This is a genomic window from Planomonospora sp. ID91781 (assembly GCF_015711595.1).
Taxonomy (GTDB): domain Bacteria; phylum Actinomycetota; class Actinomycetes; order Streptosporangiales; family Streptosporangiaceae; genus Planomonospora; species Planomonospora parontospora.
The window spans coordinates 51,421-74,726 of the sequence record NZ_JABTEY010000004.1 but is presented as its reverse complement, the minus strand read 5'-3'; the positions used below and the strand labels follow the sequence as shown (position 1 = coordinate 74,726).

Annotated in this window: 8 protein-coding genes; 2 read left to right on the top strand and 6 right to left on the bottom strand. The window is 68.8% G+C overall.

Translation table 11 applies throughout. The annotated features are described in order from the left end of the window. The first annotated feature begins 103 nt into the window (after positions 1–103). On the top strand, positions 104–1,927 hold the full coding sequence (locus tag HS048_RS34245) for a competence protein CoiA family protein (protein ID WP_196470006.1): 1,824 nt from the start codon (positions 104–106) through the stop codon (positions 1,925–1,927). Here the strand turns inward: HS048_RS34245 and HS048_RS34240 are convergent. The 6 genes from HS048_RS34240 to pglW all read right to left on the bottom strand — a co-directional run bounded on the left by HS048_RS34240 (position 1,917) and on the right by pglW (position 20,677). Then, the gene (locus HS048_RS34240; protein WP_196470005.1) at positions 1,917–4,094 is read right to left on the bottom strand and encodes a DEAD/DEAH box helicase; all 2,178 of its coding nucleotides are present in this window, start codon (positions 4,092–4,094) and stop codon (positions 1,917–1,919) included. The two genes, HS048_RS34245 and HS048_RS34240, sit on opposite strands and share 11 nt — an antisense overlap. Further along, positions 4,094–5,422, bottom strand: coding sequence for a BREX system ATP-binding protein BrxD (brxD, locus tag HS048_RS34235; protein WP_307832746.1), 1,329 nt, complete (start codon positions 5,420–5,422; stop codon positions 4,094–4,096). The genes HS048_RS34240 and brxD overlap by 1 nt, the downstream gene beginning before the upstream one ends. Positions 5,423–5,463: 41 nt before the next feature. Further along, positions 5,464–8,370 carry a BREX-2 system phosphatase PglZ gene (gene pglZ / locus HS048_RS34230; RefSeq protein ID WP_196470003.1) on the bottom strand — a complete coding sequence of 969 codons (2,907 nt, stop codon included), beginning with the start codon at positions 8,368–8,370 and terminating at the stop codon, positions 5,464–5,466. Then, entirely contained in the window at positions 8,370–12,302 is a 3,933-nt protein-coding gene (locus tag HS048_RS34225) for a hypothetical protein (RefSeq protein WP_196470002.1), read from the bottom strand. Before HS048_RS34225 ends, pglZ begins: the two co-directional genes overlap by 1 nt. 84 nt (positions 12,303–12,386) lie before the next feature. Next, positions 12,387–16,019 carry a BREX-2 system adenine-specific DNA-methyltransferase PglX gene (pglX, locus tag HS048_RS34220; protein WP_196470001.1) on the bottom strand — a complete coding sequence of 1,211 codons (3,633 nt, stop codon included), beginning with the start codon at positions 16,017–16,019 and terminating at the stop codon, positions 12,387–12,389. After that, a complete protein-coding gene (gene pglW, locus HS048_RS34215; protein ID WP_196470000.1) occupies positions 16,016–20,677 on the bottom strand; it encodes a BREX system serine/threonine kinase PglW in 4,662 nt (1,553 codons plus the stop codon). Before pglW ends, pglX begins: the two co-directional genes overlap by 4 nt. Positions 20,678–21,223: 546 nt before the next feature. Between pglW and HS048_RS34210 the strand changes: the two genes are divergently transcribed. Beyond that, a complete protein-coding gene (locus tag HS048_RS34210) occupies positions 21,224–22,876 on the top strand; it encodes a competence protein CoiA family protein (RefSeq protein WP_196469999.1) in 1,653 nt (550 codons plus the stop codon). Positions 22,877–23,306 lie beyond the last annotated feature (430 nt).

The window sequence follows — 23,306 nt, the reverse complement described above, 5'->3', positions numbered from 1 at the left end:
TCAACCCGCCTATCGAAGATCGACAGGTCGATGAACATCCACATACGCCGCAATCTTCCATCTGCAACACGCTGAAATCCCTACAGCCCACTGAGAGTTCTCCATGCAGGACACCCGGAAAGTCCAGACCGCCGTCCTCGGATCCCCTCTTTCGCACGAGCCGATCGTGATGCCGACCGAACGAATCGACGCCGAGCTGCTCCGTAAAAATTATAGAGGAAAGCGGTTCTTTTGCGGCGAATGGCTGGGCGGGTGCGGGAAAGAGCTCTATACGCGGATCGGACCCGTCCGGGTTCCGCACTTCGCACATCATCCCGACAACAGCGAAAAGGCGGTGAGCTGCCGTCGTTCCAGCACGGACGAGCGGAGCGCCGACCACCTCTACATCCGGCGAGAGCTCACGTCCTGGTTGAAGCAATTCGGTCGCACAGTCAAAAATGTTTCCTTTGAGGGCACGGTTCCCCGTGAAGGAGGATCCTGCACCGGCCTGACGATCGAGACAGCAGAAGGCGGACTGATCGCGGTCTCGCTGAGGAACGACATCGCAAACGATTCGGACAAGAAGTGGCCGAAACTGGACGCAGCCCTCAGGCGATCTCACCGAGCCGTCGACTGGCTTTTCGCGCCCAACGTCCCGATGGTCCGCCATATGACCAAGCGCGAAGGCTACGCCTTGGTGGTGGGCTGCGAATCCGTGGGTCACAGGCGCGTCGTAAGGATCGGCACGAAGATCGGCGGACGGATTCCGGTCTGGGCGGACCTGTCTGAATGCGAGGTTGATTCCCGGGGGCACATCTGGACTCCTCAATTGACGGAGTTCCGCAAGCCTCGAGCGACCGCCGTCCCGCCCTCCACCCCCGCGCTACCCGCCTCCTCTCCGCACACCACGGCCAAGCCTGACGGACCTGTCGGTTTCCCGGTGCACGGCAGCCTGCTCACGGTGACCCCCAGGTCAGCCAAGAACGATTCCCTCCAAGAGTTTGAGGCCGACCTCAGTTGTGCCGGCTTCTCCTTGCCGACGACTTCGGCCCGAGTGGTGGTCTCGGATCCGCAGGGGGAGTCGGCCCTGGGCACCGAACACCGCATCGTCGGTTCCGCGCTTCTCACCGCCGAACTCCAGCAGGGCGCCTCAGACATCTCATGGACGCTGTACGTCGAAGGGATTGTCCCGACAGCCCCAGCAGACCCCGAGCCGAGGGCCTCCGCATCTGAGAGCACTCAGGCCACTCACAATCCGGAGACGTCCAGCAGGACAGAGTCACAGGCCTGGGAGCGAATGGAAAAAGCAATCGAAGAAATTGTAGAAGCAAGAAAAAGGAAGGACGTCAACACGCTGGCTCATCTTTATGAAGAAGCATTCTCGATCATGGAGAATCTGAGCGACGGTCACCAGAAGCTCGCAAGCGAATTGCTGGAGAATCAGCGCAAGCCTGAAAAGAAAGCAAGAGAGGAAAAATTAAAGCCCAGTGAAGTCGCCGAGGCGCTGGATCGAACACTCGATCACGCATTTAGGGAAGTCGCCGCCATGAATTTTAGCAAAGTGCGGGGTCTTTACGGCAAGGCGCTCGGCTTGTTCAAGATAATCCCGATAGAGGAAACAGGGAGTCGCCAGGAGCGGCTGAGAGAGCTTCGGCAAGCGATCAGGCAGGACATGATCTCTGCGGTCACACCGAGAGCCGCGACCGCTGCACCTGAAAGGCCTGTGCCTTCCTATAGATTCGGTAGAAATAGAATCGGATATTATATATCGCTGATACAGGAGGAAATGAAAGGCGGCAAGGCCAGGGTCAGTTATGTGAGACGGCTCTGTGACTCACTGGAAAATCTTCTCGAAAGGCTACCCGGAGACGAATACGGCGCCGAACGTGCCCGACTCGATGAGTTCAGGCAGTGGATCAGGGATAGTCACCACAGTCCTAGAAATTAGCAGCGAACTGTAGGCGGACCGGCTCGGTCAGCGCAGCACGGGCTCCGTCGAAGTCGGCCATCCGGGCCGCGACGGTTGCCACCGCCAGCCGTTCCGGCAGGACGGCGGAGAACTTCAACCCGCTGACGGCGCGGCGGTCGACGTCCGGCAGCACCAGCAACTCGCCGTCGCCCGCCCTGCTGCGGGCCTCCTGCCAGGCGGCGGGGGTCAGGTCCTCGCGCAGCCGGACGGAGAAGTCCGTCGGCCGCTGGACCGGGTCGGCGATCGACGGCAGCGTGGCGGCGAGCGTCGCGTTCGCGCGGTAGCCGGCCCAGGTCCACCACCGCACGTCATCCCCCGCCCGGGTGACCAGTGTCCCGCCGGGATGCACGATGCCGGGGGCCTCCTCCTCGCGCCAGCCGGCGAGACACGCCTGGGCGCGGCGGGTCAGCGACACCGGCGGGTCGGCGCCGAGCAGGACCTCCCGCATGGCCCGCGCCAGGTCGTAGGAGAGCCCGGAGACGCCGCCGCTCGTCCACTTGGCGACGCCGCCGCTGCTGGCCGGTTCGACGAAGGCCCGCTTACGTGTCCAGTCGATGAAGGTCACCCGCCAGCTCCGGCCGCCGAGCAGCAGCAGGCGAGGACCTGGTCGTTCCTCGGTCAGCACCGAGGGGTCGGTCCGCCCGATCTCCTGGCGTCCGGCCAGCACGGTGAACTGCGGCGGCGCGGTGAAGGAGGCGGTCAACTCGATGAAGTGGCGCCGGCCGAAGCGCCGTTCGGCCTCGGGGCCGATGAACAGCATTCCGCCGTCCTCGTCGAGGAATCCCTCCGCGATCATGTGCCGCAGGATGGGGGCCGCTGAGCGGTCGAAGGGCTCCAGGCCGTTCCACTCCTCGGGCCATACCCGGTCGCCGATCCGGTGCTGCTGGAGGGTGACGGCGAGCAGTTGCTGCGCCACCAGGTGACGCGGTTGCGGGGGTGCGGTCACCGGTTCGACCCAGCCGCGTCCCCACAGCAGGAGCAGGCCCGCGGCCTGGAGCAGGGTCTCCTCCTTGGTCGCGAGGAACAGGCAGTTGCGCACGGTGCCGGTCCGCCGTCCGGTGCGGCCGAGGCGCTGCAGGAAGGAGGCGACGGTGCCGGGTGCGTCGATCTGGATCACCCGGTCCAGGTCGCCGACGTCGATGCCGAGTTCGAGCGTGGAGGTGGAGACGATGACGCAGTCGCGGGCCTCGGCGAAGGCCTGCTCCGAGCGGGCGCGTTCGTCGGCGGAGAGCGAGGCGTGGGACAGGAAGACGTTCACCTGCCGGGCGCGCAGGGCCGCGCCCAGCTGCTCCACCTGCCGCCGCGAGTCGCAGAACACCAGCCGTTTCTCGCCCTGGTGCAGGGCGGCGATCAGTTTGGCGGCGTTGTCCAGCGAACCGACGTAGTCGAGTTCGACGTCTCCGGCCGGTCGGGAGCCGGCCGAGCCGGACGTCTGCGGGCGGGGGTTGCCTGTGACCGCACGCGGGAGGTCGGGCGCCACCACCTGCCCGGTCCGCTTCCCGGCGCCGGCGCCCTGCAGCCACTCGAGCAGCTGCTCCGGGTTGCCCACGGTCGCCGACAGGCCGATCCGTTGGATGGCATGCCCGGTCACGCGCTCCAGCCGTTCCAGTACGGCCAGCAGGTGCCAACCCCGGTCGTCGCCCGCGAAGGCGTGCACCTCATCGACGACCACCGCCCGGATGCGGCCGAGCAGGTGCGCGTGGTCGGTCTTCACGCCGATCAGCATCGCCTCGAGCGACTCGGGCGTGGTGAGCAGGATGTCGGGCGGGTCGGTGCGGATCCGGCGCCGCTGCGACTCGCGCACATCGCCGTGCCAGAGCGCGGTCCGCCGCCCGAGCCACTGGGCGTAGGAGTCGATCCGCGGCAGGAGGTTGTTGAGCAGCGCCTTGAGCGGGCACAGGTAGAGCACCGACGTGCCGGTCCACTGCTGTTGCGCCATCGCCGACAGCAGCGGAAAGCAGGCCGCCTCGGTCTTGCCGCCCGCGGTCGGGGCGAGCAGGATCGCGTCCTGGCCGTCCATCAGCGGCCCGATCGCCTCCCGCTGCAGCGGGCGCAGGTCGGGCCAGCCGAGGCTGTTGACGATGTGGTGCAGCACGACCGGGTCGAGCCGGTCCAGCACGTCACCGGGCCCGCCGCCGGACGCCATCACAGGTCCAGGTCGACGTCGTCGGCCGAGGCGGCATGGTTGCGTTCGGTGTCGGTGAGTTCGCTGCTCTGCACGGTCAGCGTGTAGTGCCGCCGGGGGTCGAAGTCGTCGAACTGGTCGATGCGGTCGAGCACGTCGCCGACGAGCTTCTTCAAAAACAGGCGGGGAGCCACGCCGACCTTGCCGCCGAGTGCCCCGCCGACTGCCCGCGCCAGGTCGGCGATGTACGCGTCGTCGGCCAGGTCCTTGATCCTGCCGGGGGCGTCGGCTCCGGCGGCATACAGGTCGCGGACGGCCGCCCCGAGGTCCACCAGTGATTCCAGGGTGAAGCCGGGCAGCCGCAGCTGCACCGCGCGCGGGTTGTCGAAGCGCGGGTCGGTGGTGAAGTCGGTCGCCAGCCGCTGGGCCAGCGGCGCCAGGCGCTGCACCCCCTGCTGGCCGTCGTAGAACGCCGGCGTCCCGGTGATCACCAGGTACAGGCCGGGGAAGCGGCCCGAGTGCACCTCGTCGATGAGTTGGCGCAGCGCGTTGAGCGCCTTGTCGCGCGCGTCGGCGCGTACCCGCTGCAGGGTCTCGACCTCGTCGAGCACGATGAGGAGCCCGGGGTGCCCGGAGTCGCGCAGCACGGTCAGCAGGCCTTGCAGGAAGCCGAGCGCCCCGAAGTGGTCGAGGTCGCCGCGCACGCCCGCGAACCGGCGCGCGGCGGCGGCGACGTGCGGCTGCCCGCCGAGCCAGGACAGCACCGCGGCGGCGGTCGCCTCGTCCCCGGCGGTGAGCGCGGCCCGGTAGCCGCGCAGCGCGGTCGCGAACGACGGCGCGTGCCGCGACACCTCGGTGAGCCGGTCGGCCAGCAGCTTGTTCACCTCAGCGCCGAGCTTGTCCTCGCCGGCTCCGGCGGCCAGGGCGTCCTCCTCCAGCGCGTAGAACCACGCGTCCACCACCGACCTCAGCGCGCTCGGCGGGAAGCTGGCGGTGGTGAGCCGTTCGGTCAGCCGCCGGTAGACGGTCTCCAGCCGGTGCAGGGGCGTCTCGGTCTCCGAGACCTGGATCTCGGCGACGGCGAAGTTCCGCCGCTTGGCCCGCTCGCCCAGCCACCGGGTGAAGAACGTCTTGCCGGACCCGTACTCGCCCCGCACGGCCTTGAACACCGACGCGCCGGAGGCAACGGCGTCCAGTTCGGCGTCGAGCGCCGATGCGAACCGCTCCAGGCCGGTGGCGAGCAGATCGAGGCCGCTCTCAGGCACGGCGCCGCGCCGCAGCGCGTTGATCACGGCGCGGCGGCGCACCGCGCTGACCTGGGCGGAACGGGACGGCCGAGCAGTGTTCACGCCTGCCAGTCTCCCATCGTGCTCATCAGGCGGGTCCGGGGTCATGCCAGGTCGAACTGGTCACGCAGCAGTCCGGTGTTCAACCGCAGCGTGCGCCCGTCCGGGAGGGTCTCCAGGACCTGCACGCCGTCGTAGTTGAGGAGCTGGCGCAGGACGGCGGCGAACCCGTCGGCGCGGCCCGTCGGGTAGCCGACGCGCTGGGCCAGCGCGGTGACCGGCAGAGCGCCGGTGTCGAGCAGGGCCCGCACCGCGTTGCCGACCTTGTCCAGGGGAGGCTTGCGGGCCAGCAGCCCCACCTGCGCCTGGAAGATCTCCGACGCCACCAGGGCGTCGACCAGGGCGTCGTCGGGCGAGGCCAGGCGAGGAGCCAGGAGCACGTCGTCGGCTGCGGGGGCCGGCGCGACGTCGAAGAGCGGATCGCTCATCGCGGCCTGCGCCTGCGCCGCCTTCGACGGCTTGGCGCGCCGCTTCGGCTCGACCACCACGGTGGCCGGGGCGGCCGGGGTGGCTGGGGGGGCGGTCTCCTCTCCGATCCACCAGGCCGGACGCTGGTCACCGAGCTCACGCCAGCCCTTGGGCGGCTCCGCGACGAAGGGCAGGAACGCCAGGACGGGGATGGTGACCTCGGCGAGCGAGGCACCGCCGTGGTAGCCGGCCTTCTGCGAGGTGTAGCGGGAGTCGGCGTCCCACAGCGCCACGATCGCAGCATTCGGTTCCGGCCACACCACTCGCGGCCCGGACAGCGTGATCTCGGTCTCGCCCAGCGGGCCGCCGGGAGCGCGGTGCCGGGCGGAGCCGACACCATCGCCGTCGATCTTCACCCCGTGGCGGTCCACGACGTGCCCGTGGTCGCTGGTGAGGATCACGGCCATGCCCTGGGCCGCGGCCGCCTGCAGCAGTTCCCGTAGCTTGCCGATCTGGTCGAGGCGCCACGCGCCGTCGCCGAGCTTCTGCTCCTTGGCGAGCCGGTCGTCGATGGTGTTCAGCACGACCGCCACATGGGTGTGCTCGTCGGCCAGCGCCTCGGTCAGCTCCGGCCCGAACGGGTCACCGGTGCTTCGGCCCCGCAGGTCGTCCTTGTGGAAGACGGCGGCCCGGGACCCGCCCCAGAACCGGTGTGCAGGAAACAGCCGTTTTTCGTCGGCTTGGGCGCCCTTCATCAGCTTCCCGGCCAGCAGTGACGTCCGGGAGATCGCGGTCAAGGTCGGCAGGGCGGCGGCCATGGCGCGCCGCCGCGGCGGCCGATTCTCTGGGTCGGGCAGCGGGTCGTATTCGGCCCAATGCCGGCGGAGTTCCTCGCCCAGTTCGGTGGCGATCGCCGCGCTCATCCCGTCCAGGATCAGCAGCAGTATCCGCCGTCCGGTCTTGGTGGCCGCGACCGGTTTCACGACCCGCGTCAGGAAGGATTCCACGGTCAGCATCACACCGGGGTCCGTGCCCGCGGCCGTCCAGGTGGCGAGCGTCCGCGCGAAGGCCTGGTCGATCTCGCGGCGCCGGGCGCGCACCCGGGCGCCGAGGGTGTCATAGGCGGCTTTCAGCGCGGGGTTAGGATCACCTCCGGCTTCCAGGTGCTCCAGGGCCTGGTCCACCCAGCCCGTCTCCGCCAGGTGGCGGTCGATCGCCGCCGCGACCGTCCCGGCCTCCACACCCGGGTCGCCGGCGAGCCAGCGGGCGAGCCGCTGCCCCATCCGGGCCCGCTCGATCCGCACCCGCACATCCGGGTCGGCGGCCAGCCGGTGGGCCTCCACGTCCTGTACGGCCTGCGCGAGCGTGTGCGGCTCGTGGCCGGCCAGGGCCCGCCCGGCTCGCGCGAAGCGGGCCTCCAGACCGGCGGCCAGCACCGGGCTGGCCTCCACCGCGGTCTCGGCGCCGAACTGCCGGGCCAGCGAGGTGGCCCGGTCCAGCACCGTGCCGGTGATCCGCCGCGCCTCGCGCGCCGTCTCCTCATCTGCGCCGGTCCGGCCCGCCTCCAGCAGCGCGGTCACAAACTCCTCACACGAGCGCCCGAACGCAGCCACCAGCGCGTCCAGGGCTTCACCGGCCGCGGGCGGCTCCTCCCCGAACCACCGCTCGGCCCGCCCCCGCACCCGGTAGGTCTGCGCGTCGGCCTCGGCATGCGACCACAGTGCCGCGCACACCAGCCCGAACGGCACCGCGTCCGCGCCATGCTCGGCCTGGGCCAGCGCGAGCAGCGCCCGCCCGGCGAGCCCGGCCTGATCCTCCTCGCCGAGGAACGCCACCAGCCCGGCGCGTTCCGGGCCGCGCAACGCCAGCAGCCGCTCCGGTCCGCCCGGGGTGAGCGACCACCGCAGCAGAGCGTGCGTGTCCAGGCTGTCGGCGTCCTGCGCCCGGCCGGCGCTCGAGGTCTGGTCGGTGTCGTAGCGGCCGAGCCGCAGACGGCGCAGCGCGAGCGCCGACAGCGCGGTACGACGCGACAGCACGCCGCCGGCGAGCGGCGGCCAGCCGCCCGGCGGGGTGGCGTCCAAGAGCGCCTCAGCGGCCCAGCCGTCGGCCCGCAGGCGCGGGTCGACCTGCTCGGCGCCGAACGCCTCCCGCACGACATCCCAGCCGTCGACGGTCTCGATGCGCTGCTTGTGCGTGCGGGCGAGGATCGCCGGATCGAGCTCGCTCTGCTCCCGGTCGGTCAGCACTACCAGCACCGCCGGTCCCGCGGCCTGCTCCGCCAGATGGTCGAGCACCAGTTCGTGCACGGCCAGCGGCGAGGGGGCCGCCGCGATCCGGGCCCGCCGCCCCTCTCCCCAGGCCAGCTCCGCGGGCCCGTCCCACTGGGGCATCGAGCGCAGCAGCACGACCCGTCGCCGCCCGTCGCCGGTCAGGGAGTCGGCCAGCGAGGACTGGGAGGACAGGAACTGGGTGACCGTCGCGGTGGTCAGCCGCATCACGCCCGCGCTCCCGCCGATGACCACCGTGGTGGTTAATGTGCTCATCAGTCCACGACCCGCCAGGTGATCTCGATGGTGGCGCCGGGGTTTCGCGCCGCCAGGTCGGCCAGCTCCGCGCGCAGGTCGGCGGCCGCCTTGGCCGCCGTCGTGCGCTTCTTGCGCACCGGCTGCTCCCCTCCGGGGTCGGGGACGCCGACCTCGGTCTCGGTCTCGGAGGTGATTCCGGTTCCCGTGTCCTGCCCGGTGGTTCCGGGTACGCGCGGGTGACTCGACGACGTGTCCAGGTCCACCTCTCCTGCAGTTCGGCCCGGTGGGGGAGTCGGGGGCGTGACCGGGGGAACGGGCGGAAGCTGGTTGCGCTTGACCAGCGCGGTGACCTCGCGGCGCGTCTCGGCCAGGGCCTCGATGAGGTCGGCCGTCAACTGGTCGGCCTGCGCCACCCCGCGCAAGGACTGCAGCAGCGCCTGGCCTTCGGCGCCCTGCCCTTCTGCCAGCTCCAGCGTGTCCCAGGCCGCCGCGGCCAGCGCCTGAGCGACGTCGTGCGCCCGCTTGACGCAGGTCCCGTACCGGTCGGCGCTCACCTGCCCGAGGTCGAAGCGGGCCAGCGTCTCGACGGTCTTCTTCGCACCGCTCGCGCCCGCCGTACCTCCTCCGGTGGCCACCAGTTCCTTCAGCAGGTCACGCGAGCGCCGGGCGAGCGCGAGGCGTCCCTTCTCGTCGGTCTCATCCAGAGCAAGGAACACGGCGTGCGCCTCCAGCCGGCGGACCAGCTCGATGGTTGGTTCCTGGTAGGTGCGGGCGCTCTCGATGATCTGCCGGGCGAACTGGTTCACCATGCGTCCGCGCCGCAGCATCGGCGCCTTGGCCCCGAAGATGGTCTCGTAGCGGTGCCGGGCCTCGTTCCAGTCGTCCTCGCTCGGCAGCGGCTGGCTGCGCAGCGCGTCGCCCGGCTTGATCTGCGCCAGCTCGGGCGCCGGATCGATCGGGACCCCGCCGCGTACCCACACCCGGTCGTCCATCTCCGCGAACGCGGCGACGACCAGGTTGGCCAGGAACGGCTCCAGCCCACGCCGCTCCGGCTTGTCCATCCAACCGAGGAGAGTGATCAGGCTCAGGTCTCCGGTGACGCCTTCGGTTTGGGCCATCCGCCGGAAGTGGTCGGCCCAGCGGGCCGACAGCGCGAAGTACGCCTCCTTCTGCTGTCCGAGGCCGAGCGGCTCGGCGACCCGCAGCATCAGCTTGCGGTCTTTCTCGGGCACCTCGACCCGCCGGTCACGGGCCTCGGCAGCCGTCCGGACGTGCGCCAGGATGGTCCTGGCGTCGGCGGGTTTCACCGCGACGCCGGTGCCGCCCGCATCCAGGTCGGGGTGCGCGGGGAACTGGTGGGCGAGCAGTTTGCCCGCGATGTCCCTTATGGCCTCGCGCATCGGCTTGGCGAAGGAGATGGCCAGACCGCCGACGTCGGGCAGCGCCACGAGGTGGTCGTCGAAGCCCAGCTCGACGTCGGACGCCTTCTTGTCCGCCAGGCCGTACGCCTGCTTGAAGGCGGTCGTCACCTGCTTGAGCAGAGCCACGCGCTGAGTCTCCAGCAGTCCCTTGGCCCGGGTCCGGTTGTCGGCGTTGAGGTGGGCCGCGTACTGCGTGGCGAACCGGTGGTCGTCGGCGAGGGCCTTGTCGATGACCAGAAGCCGGCGGAAGTCCGCGAACCGCTGGGCGGACAGGTGTGCGGGCACCCACGCGAATGTGAGGGAGCGCTCGCGCTGCCGCTCCCGCAAGATGTGCAGGCGGTTGACGTCGTCGACGGGACCGTAATCGCCCTCGTCGAAGGGCAGGTCGACGACGATCCGCCACCGGCCCTCGATCTGCGGCTGCAGCTCGTGGTCGGGCAGGTCGTCCTCGTCGGCGATGTTGCCGAAGACCACCTCCACCGAGCGGTTGGAGCCCTTCCACACGAGGTTCAGGTCGTCGGCGCCGAGCCTGCCGTCGGAGCGGTCCACCCCCAGCTCGTCGGCGAGCAGCCGCTTGGCGAGCGCCATCCGGTTGCCGGGGTTGTCGTTGACGGCGGCGTTGGCGATGACCGAGTCGACGTCGACGCCGGACAGCTCCAGCCGCACGCCCGCGGTGGGACCGTCGCCGGTCTCCTTGATCTCGGGGAAGCGGGCGGCCCACTCGGCGACCTTGCTTTTGATGATGCCGACCTCGCTGCCCGGGATCGGCGCGGTCACCGAGCCGTGGTTGAGTGCGCCGAGGCGGCGGTTCGTCAGGTCGCCGAGGGCGGGCACGCTGGGTGCGAGCGCTGAGAGCAGCAGCGTGCAGATCAGCCGGTTGTCGCCGATGAACGACTTGCAGTTCTGGGCCAGAACGGGGTCGGTGACGGTCTCCGGCCGGTGCAGGTAGCGCTCGATGTCGTCCTCGGTGACGTTGTAGGAGGTCAGCAGGTACGGCCGGAGCTTGGTCTTGTACAGCTTGTCGGCGGCCTCGAAGACCACCTTCAGGCTGTCGGCGAACGGCTTGTCGCCTCCGTCGGCGATCACCGGGTACAGGTCGCCCACCGGGACCAGGTCCCCGAGCCGCAGGCTGTCGCGGTGGGCGGCGAGCAGCTGCCCCATCAGCTTTAGACCGGTGCGGGAGCGCTGCAACGCCGAGGAGATGTGGACCAGGGTGTCCATGAACGCGGGCGAGAAGGGATATGTCAGCCGGAACGACTCCTCGTCCGCCCCGGTCGTTCCCTTGTCGGAGCCGAGCAGCGTGTCCCACACCTGCGGGCCGACCTTCTTGGTCCGCTCGAACGCCGCGTCGATGAGCGCCTCCTGGCCCGGCTTAGCCTTCAGCAGGCGGGCGTGCGCGATCTGCGGGAGGTTGCGATCCTCCAGCGTGATCTTGTCGAACCGCCCCGAGGCGAGGTTCAGCGTGTCCTGGATCGACGCCTCTGCCGCGCCGGAGACCTGCTCGCCGACCAGTTCGCGCAGGTCCCGCTGGCGGGCGATGAACGACACGATCGGGATGGCCCGCCGGGCGTCCCCGCCTTCCACGAAGTTCGTGATCTTGCTGGCTTCGCGGGCCACGAACTTCTGGTCGTGGATGAGCGTCGCCAGCCACAGGATCAGCTCGTCCATGAAGAGGATCAGACCGTGGTAGCCCAGCGATTTGGCGTGCTCGGCGATCACCGACAGGCCGGCGTCCAGGGAGACGAACCCGTGCTCGTCCTCGGCGGCGTTCTTCGCGAACCCGGGCAGCAGGTTGGTGCTCGCGTCCTGCACGAGCTTGGCCCGCAACTCGGTCGGAGTACTCGGGTGCACCAGGTCCAACGGCGTGTCGCCATCGTGCGTCTCCTCGGCGGACAGAGCCGCGTCCAGCAGTGCGGGCGTCCAGGCGAACGACTCGCCCCACTCGTCGTCCTCATCCATCGCCCTGTCGCCGGAGCCGAGCCCACTGATGACCGCCGCGTCGCCCATCCGGGCGCGCATCGCCCGGATGTCGGTGAACAGCGCGTCGGTCCGGTACACCTGCGGGATCGGCGCCTCGGGGTGCAGCTTCTTGACGTGGCTGACGTAGCCGCCCAACACCCGCTGCTCCAGGGCCTTGGCGCCGAGCATGTGGTACGGCACGAGCAGGAACCGCTTGCCCTCGGATTCCAGCCACTCGTGCTTGGTGAGCACGGGGTCGAACTCGCCGCGTGCGCGGGCCGCCGGGTTTCCGCTGAGCAGCGCGTACAGCACCGCCATGAAGTGCGACTTACCGGAACCGAACGAGCCGTGCAGGTAGGCGGCCTTGGAGGTGTGCCCGTCGAGAGCGGACTTGATCAGTCCGAGCGCCTCGTCGAAGTTCTCCAGCAGCCGGTCGGTGACGACGTAGTCCTTGAGGGCGTGCCCGGCTCCCTCCGGCGTCACCGCCTCGGCGAGGCTCAGCACGAAGTCCGAGGTGGAGATGGACTCCTTGATGTCGATGACATCTTTGAGGAGGGGCTGCTCTGCCATGGACGCTCTCGCTCTCCTTCTCTTCCGCCGTGCCTTGCCTCTGCATGCCCTGCTGCCGGTGCCCGCGCAGGTCCGTCCGCTCCGCTACTGCTTCTTCGCGGTACGGCGTCCGCGGGCGGGTGCGGCCGGCCGCCAGTCCCGCAGGGCGTCGTCGGTCAGGCCGTGCTCACCCTGAATCTGCTGCCGGTAGCCTGCGAAGAAGTCCGCCGGGGAACCGCTGTACATGGCGTCGAACTCGCCGTGCCACTGCTGCAGCCACGGCTGCAGCTCCAGCAATCCGGCGAGGAACGGGGTGATCTCCTCGGTGGACAGGGTGTGGTTGGTGAAGTAGGTGGCCAGCGCCTGCGCCTGCTCCCGGTGGTCCCAGCCCGCCCAGCCGTACAGGTCGGGGGAGCCGGAGACGGCCCGGGAGTAGGAGATGAACCGCTCCTTGGGCACGTCGAGCTTGCCCCGCGCCCGCCAGTAGGACGCCTTGATGAAGTCGGCAGAGATGTACTTCGGCGGCACGGGAATCGAGTCGCGGATCTTCCGCTTGGCCGACTCGCCCGGGGCCGCGTCCTCCTGACGCTGCAGGTCCCAGACATGCTCCCAGTCGGCACGCTTCTTCAACCCGGCCGACTTGTAACGCAGGGCAGCGAGGAACGGCACATGCTCATCGGCCATCAGGTCGGCGACGACGGCCGTAAGGTCCCGGCGGGGGGCGTAGAGCGCGGTGACGGAGACGAAATCCTCGTCACGGGAGAGGATGTCGACGAGCCGGGCGAGCGTGACGATGGCGGGCTGCCCGTTCTCGTCGTACCAATGCTCACGCGTCTCGATCCGGTCCAGCAACCAGGAACGCAGGGCCTTCTCTTGGAGCGCGTCCCACCCTTCAGTGGCCCAGCGCCGCTTGTACTCGGGCCGCTCGATCATCCCAATGGCGCGGGACGACTCGATGACGTCGATGCGCTTCTGGACGATCTGCCGGTACGGCTCAGGCCAGTGCAGGGGGATCTCGGTGATGGGCGTGGACCCGTGCCGCTTGAACCACTCGTCGGACGCTTCTCCCTTGGCCACCCTGCGGGCGAGCACAATCTCGAAGGCACGCTCGCCGAGGGCGAGTTCGGGGATGTCGGCCTCGTTGGGGATACGCAGGTCCTCGGGATGGAGGTTGTAGAGGGAGTAGACCTGCCAGTCCAGCTCCTCCTGAAGAGCAATCATACGAGCACGGATGAGCTGCCAAGTAGCCTTAGCCTCTCGAAATCTAACGGCAGCAGGAATTTCAGATTCGGCAACCTTGGAAGGGCTGGAAGCAACGAGAGATTGCGCGAGATCATCTAGGGAAGAAGTAAGATCAATAGGGCCCATGGCGGGGATAGGAAAATCAGCAACATTGGTTCCATTGAACTGATAAAAATCCTCAAATGGAATCGTCGCCTGACGAGCTCCTCGGGCATCAACCGTACTCCCCTTATTGTGACACCTCATCTTAAGCCAAAAGGCAGCCGTGGAACTATTAAGCAAACCGAGCAACTCAAGGTGACTTTCCTCGCTCGCCCCTTCTCGCAATTTAATTACCGGCGCAGTCTGCTTGAATACTTTTCCATCACGATCTAGTGCGAAGTGATTATGCGTGGCCACCTCCGCGTATGAGATGGACCACGAATGAGCATCCTGATCCTTTGGGAGCTGGTGCCATTCCCACCAAGGGCGACGATCTCTGAAATAGGTACCGCCCGAGAAGGTAGCTCGGTTTCCTAGCTCGGTACGCGAAGCCCAGATCCATCGAGACAGACTCGGGAAGGCATCGAAATGCTGGATTCTTCTATCAACGTCATAAGGGTAAAAAGCAAAGTCACCATCATTGAAGATTAAGTCACGAACCTCATCGCCAACCACAAGTTGCCTAATAAATGACTCCTCTGCACTAACCCTCCGAAATGCATGAAAAGGAGCTACCATCGAATCATCGGATCCCATGATGCCATAGAAGCCGATGCGCTTAATGTTATGCTTCAAGACTGCCTGCTTGGCTTTGTCTATCTGTTCAATCATCTCAAGGCCGCCATCCGCAAGAACCCAGGGCTGCTTGCCAAAGTATCGCTCGCGCCCCAGATCTCCTACTGAGACCCATTGGCTAGTGGAGCCTGGATTGTCAATCTGTTTTACGATGGCATTCCAAACTAGTCCATCCTCACCGCTCTTGGGCGTATAAGGCTCGCCCTGCACACTCCGAACCGCGCGAACGGTCTCCGAACGGATCTTCCCTGCGCGACATGTACCGATAAGGATAACTGTCGGAGTCCCATGTCCCGGGATGTATGCCCCCGACGTGTCGATGACCTCGACCAACTCGACCTTGTGCGCGAAGAACTCCTCGATCAGCTTGGTCCCGAACTCCCGCTTCATAAATGAGTTCGCCGTAATCTGGCCAACCATGCCATACCCTCGTCCGTCGGCATCGCCGTGCTTAGCCAGCTCGAAGAACCGCTGCGCGAATGGCACTGAGAGCGCATACTTGCCCACGCAAGCGCTGTACAGCTCCCGGTACAACGCATTCAGGCTCTTGTCCTTGACTTGATTGTACGGCGGATTCCCTACCACCAAGTGATAGCGGCCCGGCTTCAGGATGTCGGGGTGCTCGTGCATGTCCTCCACGACGTAGGCAAATTCCGCCAGCGGGTCCCGAGGCATCTCGTCACCCAAGGTCAGTTCGAGCTGGCGCTGCTTGATGAGCGAGTCGCCGACCGCGAGGTGCATCGGCCAGTCGTACTTGGCCGCTTCCCTCATCGTCCGCATGCCCGCTGCCGCCATCGCGGCGACCAGCAACCGGAACCGGGCGATCGCCACCGCGAACGGGTTCACGTCCACCCCGTGCACCGAGTCCAGCGCTGCCCGTACCCGCTCGTGCCGATCAACATCCGGCCGCTGCTCGGCCCAGAGCCGTACCAGTCGCCGGAACGCGCCCAGCACGAAGTGGCCCGACCCGCAGGTCGGGTCGATCATCTTCAGCTCCTCAAAACCGAACTCCCCCACCGCTGGATCCATCGTCCGATCGAGAATGAATTCCTCTACAAACACTGGGGTCTGGAGCAGCTTGTAAACCTCACGAGCAGTCTCTGACAGTTCCTGGTACAGGTCGCCTAGAAAGCGGGTGTCCCACCCTTTGGTACCGTCGTCGTTCAGCGGGTCGGTGAAGTCGTGGACAAGCGCACCAACCTTGTCCCGCTCTCGCCAGAACTCCATCAATGCGCCCGCTCCATCGTGCGAGAGTGGGATCTGGAAGAGTGGGTTGTGCGCCCGGTCGAAAAGCAACCTCCCCGCTTGCCCTTCCCCCAGCTCTGTGAAGGCACGTTCCAACCAGCCGCGGTAGGTCGGGTTGGGGTCATGCTCGACGTACGCCTCGTACCGCGCCTGTGCCAGGTCCCGGCGCTCGGCATCTGGAGCAGTCAAGTAAGGCTCGGGGATCAGCCAGTTGTCCTCGCAGAAGCGTACGAAGACCGTGCCCAGCACCCACGTCACAGCAACCTGCGTGATGCGTCCCTCATATTTTTTGCCGTCACCATAAAGCCAGGTGTTCCAGGTCGCCGCGGTACGGCCCAGCGCACGGGCCCGGTCGTACTCGGCGCGCAACCGCCCCTCGACCTCCGGCAGCGCCTTGACCTGCTTGGCGAGGTCGGCCTCAACCGCCTTGACCTGCTGCTTCAGATCGTCCAACAGCGCCTTGCGGTCGATCATTCGGTCTCTCCCCACACCTTCTGACTCTTCTGTCCGGCCCGGTGGGTGTTGCTCACCCACGCGTCCGGCAGCTCGATCCACTCGCCCAGTCCTGCCTGGTACGGCACGGCGACCGTGCCCAGCCTCGGTTCGCGCGCCGGGTCGCCCTGCGGGCAGAGCAGCCACAGGCCGCGCAGGCCCTGGCGGGCCGCCGCCGCGAGCCGGTCGAGCATGCCCATCGCGTCGTAGCGGGCGAGCGCGGCGGCGTCGGTCAGCAGCACCGGGCCGGTGCCCGTCTCCAGCAGCTCGCGCAGCTTCGGTTCGATTCGGCCCCAGGCCGTGCGGGTGTACTCGGTGAACTTCAGTGCCGCTCGCGTGCCGGGCTCGGCGACGTCCGCGCGCAGGATGGTCTCCCAGGCCGGTTTCGTGCCCGGCGGCACGAGGTCGTGCATGGCCTGCAGGAACAGTTCGGTTATCGAGGTTACCTCGGCTCCGAATCTGCCGGAGGTGTCCGCGAGCTCGGCGACCGCCTCCCGGCTCAGCCCGGTTCGCACCGTCAGTACCCGGAACCCGTCCCGCCCCGCCGAGGCGGCGAGTCGTTCCTCTGTGCGGACCGCGTCCGCGATCTGAGGGTCGTCGGCGTATCGGGTGATGCCGGTGCCGGCCGTGGTGTGCCGCCAGGCGCGCACGGTCAGGTAGCTGGAGGCGGTGTCCATGCGCGCGGGCAGGTAGCGCAGGGTTCCGGTGTCCTCGCGGGTGGACAGGGTGAGGTCGAACCCGGCGTCCCGCAGGGCCTTGGTCAAGGCTCCTGCGGTCGGCAGGTCGCGGGCGCCTCGGCCGTCCGTCAGCTCGGGGAAGCGGGCGCGCACCCGCTCGTGGACGTCTTCGGCGGTCAGGCCCGGCTGCCGTCCCTCGGGTACGCCGGGGATGAGCCGTACCAGGCCGGCCTGGGTGAGTCGCAGGGCCCGCACCAGGGACAGGTCACGGGGGTAGATTTCCAGCCGCGGGGTGGCGGCGGCGTTCCGGGAGGCGGCGACGGCCAGCTCGACCGTGCGGCGCTCGTCCCATTCGATCGTGCCCGGCGGCGGGGTGATCGCCCCCAGTTCGTTCAGTACGGTGGTCGCGGTCGGCAGCGTGTCGAGCTTGGCGAGGCGGTCGGCGGCCCGGCCCAGGCGGTGCGCGTAGTCGAGCAGGCCGGGAGCCGACGGGGTGTCGGGGGCGTCGTCCTCGCCGACCTCCAGGGCCAGCAGGCCCGCGCCCATCGCTTCGCCGGTGGCCTCGCGGTTGGCGGCGTGCCGGAACGCGCTCTCCTCCGGGACGAGCTGCTCGACCTCCACCACGGCCCGTACCGCGGCCAAGGCGAGCGCGCGGCGCTGCTCGCGGCCCTGCAGGCGGGTGCCGCGCCGTACCGCCAGGGCGTCGGCGAGTTCGGCGGCGGAGGCGATCCGGCCGAGCCCTGCCAGCAGCGTCAGGATCTCCTCGCGGAGCGCCTGCACCGCGGGGAGTTTCTTCCACCGGGTCCGCTGGGTCTTCAGCAGCTGCGGAATGCGGCCGGCGCTGAGGCCCAGGGCCTCGGCGACCTCCCGCTGCTTCGGCCAGACGCCGATGCCCGGCAGCTCGCCCCGCTCGTCGGGCAGGCGCAGCAGCAGCCGCACCATCTCGACCTCGCTGCGGTTGGAGCCGTTCTTCTTCAGCTCCGGCACTAGCAGCGCGGCGAGGGTGTCGAGGCTGACGGAGCGCAGCGCGCGCTGGGAGGAGTCGTCGGAGGCCTCGGCGGCGGTGAGGGTGTCTAGCTGGGCGGGTTCGGTGGCGTTGAGCTGCTCCAGCTCCTCGGTGGCGGCGCGGCGGCCCTCGGGGGTGAGCGGGGAGACGGGCGTCTGGCGCAGGCGCTCGCCCCACTCGCGCTGGCGGCGCTGGACCTCGCCCCGGGTCTTGGCGCCCAGGCCGGGGGCGTTGACGAGGTTGCGCTGGCTGTAGTCCAGCAGCCCGCCCACCGTCGTCACGCCGAGGCCGTACAGGAACGACTCGGCGGCCGGGGTCAGGCCGGCGGCCGACAGGTGGGTGTCGCGGGTGACCTCGGCGGCGAGCCGGTCGCGCTGCTGCTCGGCGGAGGTCGGCTCGGCGGCGGCGATCACCGGGGCGCTCTCTTCCGTGTCCGCCGGCCCGGCCCCCGCGGGTACCGGGTGGCGGGAGGCGCGGGGGCCGGACGGCGTCGTCTCCGCCATGTCCAGGAAGAGCTTCTTCCAGGCGTCCCGCATCGGCTTGAGGTCCTTGAAACGCCGCGCGGCGTCCCGGTGGAGGGCCGTGCGGAAGAAGGCCACCAGCCCGTCGCGGACCGCGGGGTCGAACGCGTCGGCGGCGATCGCCGGGACCGGCCACTGCTCCGGGTTGGTCTGGCGGGGCGAGACCTTCCCGTCGCCCCACTTGGGCAGCTCACCGGAGGCCATCTCGTGCAGGGTGACGGCGAGGGCGTACCGCTCGGCGTGGGCGTCGTACACCGAACGCGTCAGCGTCCCGATGAACGGATCGAGGTAGCCGTCGGTGCCGGCGTCGGTCTCCTGGACGGGGTATCCGGCCAGCGAGAAGTCGATCAGCACCAGTTCGCGGGTGCGGTTGGGGCGAACCCGGATCGCGATGTTGTCCGGCTTGATGTCGCGGTGCCAGACTCCCTCGCCCTCCAGGAAGTCGACCGCGCCGAACAGGTAGTCGCCGTACGCCTCCAGCTGGTCGACCTGGAGCCGGCCGCTCTCACGCAGCTGCCGCGCCACGGTCTCCTCGCGGCGGCGCGTCCCGCCCGCAGGCTCGCCGCTGCCGTCCGGGTCGCGCTCGTCGCCGACGTACTCCAAGACGAGGACCGTACGTCCGCCGATGACCAGCGGCTCCGGCTCGACCAACCGGATGATGCGCGAGTCGGGCCGGAGCTGCCCCATGACTTCGGCCTCGCGGGCCAGGACCTCGCCGCGGCTGTCGGACAGGGCCACCTTCAGCACCGCGAGCGCACGGGCACCCTTGGCGGCCGGATCGGCGTGCAGGTCCCGGACAAGGAAGGCGCGACTCGTCGAGCCGGTGCCCAGACGGCGCCGTACCTCCCAGCGGCCGGCCAGCACGTCACCCGCGACGGCCTCCAGGGGATCCTTCTGCGGAGCCTGTGCCGCCGGGACCGGCGCCGCACCGGTGTCGGCCGTGCCGGAAGCGGGGGTGGTCAGCGCGTCCTCGACGCACTCCAGCATCTCCAGGAACTCATCGACCGTGGCGAGCCGCTGCACCGGCCGATAGGCGGTCGCGGCCTGCACCAGCTCGTCGATGTCTTCGGACAAGCCGTCCACGATCGCGCTGGGCCGCAGTCCCTCCCCGGCCTCCAGCCGGGCCAGCAGCTCGGCCTGGCTCGCCGCCGGGGCCCGGCCGGTGGCCAGCAGGTAGGTGAGCACGCCGAGCCCGTACACGTCGAGGGCGATCGGGTCGGGGCTCACCGCGGTCAGCTCGGGAGCGAGGTAGGGGTCGGAGCCCTCGGCCAGGTGGATCGCCGACAGGGCCGTCGGCGCGAACCGCGTCATGCCCTGCGACGGTCCGCTGCCGCTGCGCTGCGTGGCGATCTGCCAGTCGGAGATCTGCAGGTGCGGGGAGAGCCAGGCGGCCTCCTCCCCGATGGCCTTGCCCTCGCGGCCCCGGTTGCGGGGGATCACGTGCACGGAGCGGGCGGCCAGCGCACGGTGGTGGATGCGGCTGGAGTGGGCCGAGCGCATCGTCTCGGCGAGCTGCCGGACCAGGGCCATCCGGCCGAGGATGTCGAGCTTGTCGCCGTACTGGACCAGGTACTCGTCCAGGCGCAGGGTGTGCGGATGGTAGTCGAAGATCAGGGCGGGGCCGGCCGAGTGCCCGGACGGGTCGTACTGCTTGAGCTGGACGACGCCAGGGTGACGGAAACGGCGCAGCACGGCGGCCTCGCGCCGGGCGGCGTTCTCCACCGACGCCCGGATTGAGGTGTCCGAGCCGCGCTCGCGCAGGTAGATACGGACCCGGGCCAGTTCGGGCAGTTCGCTGTGGCGGGCCAGGTAGTCGGCCCAGGTCGGGCCGGTGTCGAAGGACTTGCGCTCCAGCAGGTAGGGGCCGACCTTGTACTCGGCGTCGCTGCGGCGGATGCCCACCCGCTCCAGCGCGGCCTTGATCTCCCGGGAGTCGGTCGCGGTGATGCGCTGCCGGTCGTCGCTCGCCGGTCGCCGCAGCATCTCCACGAGCTCGTCGACCGTGTGGACGCCGTTCTGGTCGTGGGCGGGAAGGCGGACTCTGAGCGAGGAGTCGGTGAAGCAGACCGCCGCGGACACCCACACGCGCTTGCCGTACTGCCCCAGCAGGGCGGCCAGTTCCTTGGCCTTCTTGTTCACCAGGTGCAGCGGGTTGCCGTGGGGGATCCGGCGGCCGTCGCGGGTGGTCTGCACCCAGGTGCCGTTCTCGGTGGTGAGGCTGCCGCGCCAGTCCTTGAGCTCGACCATGCACACGCCGCCGGGGGTGACGACCAGCAGGTCGACCTCCCGCACGTGACCGGCGTGCGCGGTGAAGGTGAAGTTCGACCAGGCCCGCCACGGCTCGGCGTCCGGGAGCCGCTCGCGGATGGCCTCCAGGCCGCGATGCTCATGGTCGAACTCGGACTCGGTGACGGTGGCCCACCGGCCTTCGAGCATGCGCCCACTCCGCTGTCGACGTTGTCTCTCGCCGGCTGCTGAACCGAAGCCGAACCCAAGGTCAGATGCTATAGGCGAGTCATAACGTTTGGTGCACTGATGACCAAGAACGCCAGGAGAGGGGCAGACCGCGACGGCTGCGATCCACCGGCCCGGGGTGTCGGCGGATCTCCGCGACGATCCCGGAGAAGAACCAGCGGGCCCGCCGTCGGAGCCGGGGTCCGCGGGACGGCCCACCGCACGCCTTCGATCCGGAGAGCCACAAGCGGGGCGGCGCGACGGAACACGCGATCACCCCTGGAACGATACCGTGCGCGTCCCTCCCGCTACGTTAAGCGCGCGGTTGGCTGCCGCTGTCAGATCCTGCTGGTCGCAGTCTTGGACCGGCTCTCATGATTCACAGGATCAGCCGTAGTCCATCGAGCACCGCCGTGCGGTTGAGGATGTCGTTCCGCCCCTGTCCAGAGTCCAAAACTTGATGGATACCCTGTGCTCCACCGTGGAGAGCGTTTCCGTCCGGGCTCGGAAATCGAGGTCTGAACGCCCATGAGAGACACGCGCAAAGTCCAGACCGCCGTACTGGGGTCGCCGGATTCACATGACCCGATCCTGATGCCGTTCGAGCGGATCGAGGCGGAGCGGCTGCGCGGACGCTTCGGTGCCCGCGGCTTCTACTGCGGCGAGTGGCTAGGCGGCTGCGGCAAGGAGCTCTACACCCGTATCGGACCGGTGAAAGTGCCGCACTTCGCCCACCATCCGGAGGACACCGGCAGACCGGTGAACTGCCGCCGTTCCAGCAACGACGCGCAGAGCGCCGACCACCTGTACATCCGGCAGGCACTCACCGAGTGGCTGAAGCAGCAGGGGCACCAGGTCAAGGAGATCGTTCTGGAGGGCACCGTGCCGCAGCAGGGCGGCATCTGCACGGGCATGACGATCGAGACCACGAAAGGCCTCATGATCGCAATCGCGCTACGGAACGATCTCCGTAAGGACTCCGACCGTGTCTGGCCCCAGCGTGATGCCGTGCTCCGGCGCTCGCACAAGAGGGTGGAGTGGCTCTTCGCGCCGCCGGTGCCGATGGTCAAGCACATGACCAAGCGCGAGGGTCATGCATTCGTGGTCGGTTGCGAGAGCGACGGGCTTCGCCGTACCGTCCGGATCGGAAGCAAGAGCGGCGGCAAAATCCCGCTCTGGGCCAACCTTGAAGACTGCAAGATCGACGAGCAGGGACGGCTCTGGACCCCGCAGCTGGCCGAGGTCCGTCGCCCGCAAACACATGAACGGGTCCAGCCCTCCGCGCAGCCCGCGCAAGATCGGCCGGCCGTCGCCGAACCTCGAGAGATGCCACAAGAACTGGTTCACGATGAGGTGCCCGCGGGGTTCCCGCTCAGTGTGAACCTGCTGACCGTCGTGCCTCGAGCGGTAGACGGCCGGATCGTAGAGGCGGAGGTGGAGAGCGAGATCGTCAAGCTTCCCGCGGAGAACATCCGAGTCAGACTCGCGGAACCGCCGGTTGACCTGAGCGTCGGCCACCCCCATCACGTTGTCGGCCCGGCCCTCATCACTATGGAGTCATCGCCCGGCCAGACGGCGATGACCTGGACGATCCACGCCCAGGCGTTACAGCCGTTCCTCCTCGACGAGCCCGAAGCGACGGGGGAGAGCCCTGCGGCGGTCGCAGACACATCCGGTGCCGAGCCGTCGGTCTGGCTCAGGATGGAGGCGATCCTGCGGGACCTGTCACAGGCACGGGACTCGGGTGATACCGAGGCATCGGCCCGGCTCTACACGGAAGCGGAAAGTCTGATGCCGCACTTGACCGAGCGGCAGTTGAAGCAGGCCCGCCGGCGGATCAGCGGGCGCCGCGAGACAGTCCGTGCAGCCACACCGGTGTCCGCCAAGAAGACACCGAAAGGAAAGCCGCGCGTTTTCGCGCCTGCAGCGAGCAAGCAGCCCAGGAAGCAGGCCAACGCGGCGGAGGTGCACAGAAATCAGGTCATGATCGTCTTCAGGATGATCGATCGCGCTGTCAGCCAGGGCAGCGTCAGAGAGGCCAGAAAGTTGTGTCAGGCGTTGGAACGCTTCATGGCCGGACTCCCCGCAGAGGGCTACCAGGCGGAACACGACCGCTTCGCAGGGTACAAGCAGCGGCTCCTCGGCGGAGGACGCCCGAGCAAGAGGAAGGAGAAGCTCTAACCGCCGGTGGGGATGCCGATCATTCCCGGAGGACAACGAGTTCTGCGTCCTCACTCGACTCTGACATGGAACTTCTTAATCCGCGGATCAGACAACGGCTCCGGGTTGCGTCCACGGACGACGGCGGGGATTCACGCACCGATGTAATCCGAGCTTCAGATCCTGAGATGGTACGGCTGGTGCGCGCGGCCGGCCGCTCCGGTCATCATGGCGGCCAGTAGGACCAGCGGCCATGGTGATCAGCAGCAGCTCTTCGGGGGCGGCCGCCGCGCAGACGGTCGCACCGGCCCGGGTGGCGCGCGCCGGCCTCCACCCCCCGGGACCGCGCCCGCGGCGCGCCGTACGGCGGGAGCGCGCGATGACCGGTCACCGGCGGCACGCGCGTGCTACAGATGACATCACCCATGGTGAGACCCGGCCATCCGGCGGG

Excerpts from the sequence above, each read along its gene's own strand:
- HS048_RS34245 (WP_196470006.1), top strand. The coding sequence starts at position 104 with ATGCAGGACACCCGGAAAGTCCAGACCGCCGTCCTCGGATCCCCTCTT.
- HS048_RS34240 (WP_196470005.1), bottom strand. The coding sequence starts at position 4,094 with ATGGCGTCCGGCGGCGGGCCCGGTGACGTGCTGGACCGGCTCGACCCG.
- pglZ (WP_196470003.1), bottom strand. The coding sequence starts at position 8,370 with ATGAGCACATTAACCACCACGGTGGTCATCGGCGGGAGCGCGGGCGTG.
- HS048_RS34225 (WP_196470002.1), bottom strand. The coding sequence starts at position 12,302 with ATGGCAGAGCAGCCCCTCCTCAAAGATGTCATCGACATCAAGGAGTCC.
- pglX (WP_196470001.1), bottom strand. The coding sequence starts at position 16,019 with ATGATCGACCGCAAGGCGCTGTTGGACGATCTGAAGCAGCAGGTCAAG.
- pglW (WP_196470000.1), bottom strand. The coding sequence starts at position 20,677 with ATGCTCGAAGGCCGGTGGGCCACCGTCACCGAGTCCGAGTTCGACCAT.
- HS048_RS34210 (WP_196469999.1), top strand. The coding sequence starts at position 21,224 with ATGAGAGACACGCGCAAAGTCCAGACCGCCGTACTGGGGTCGCCGGAT.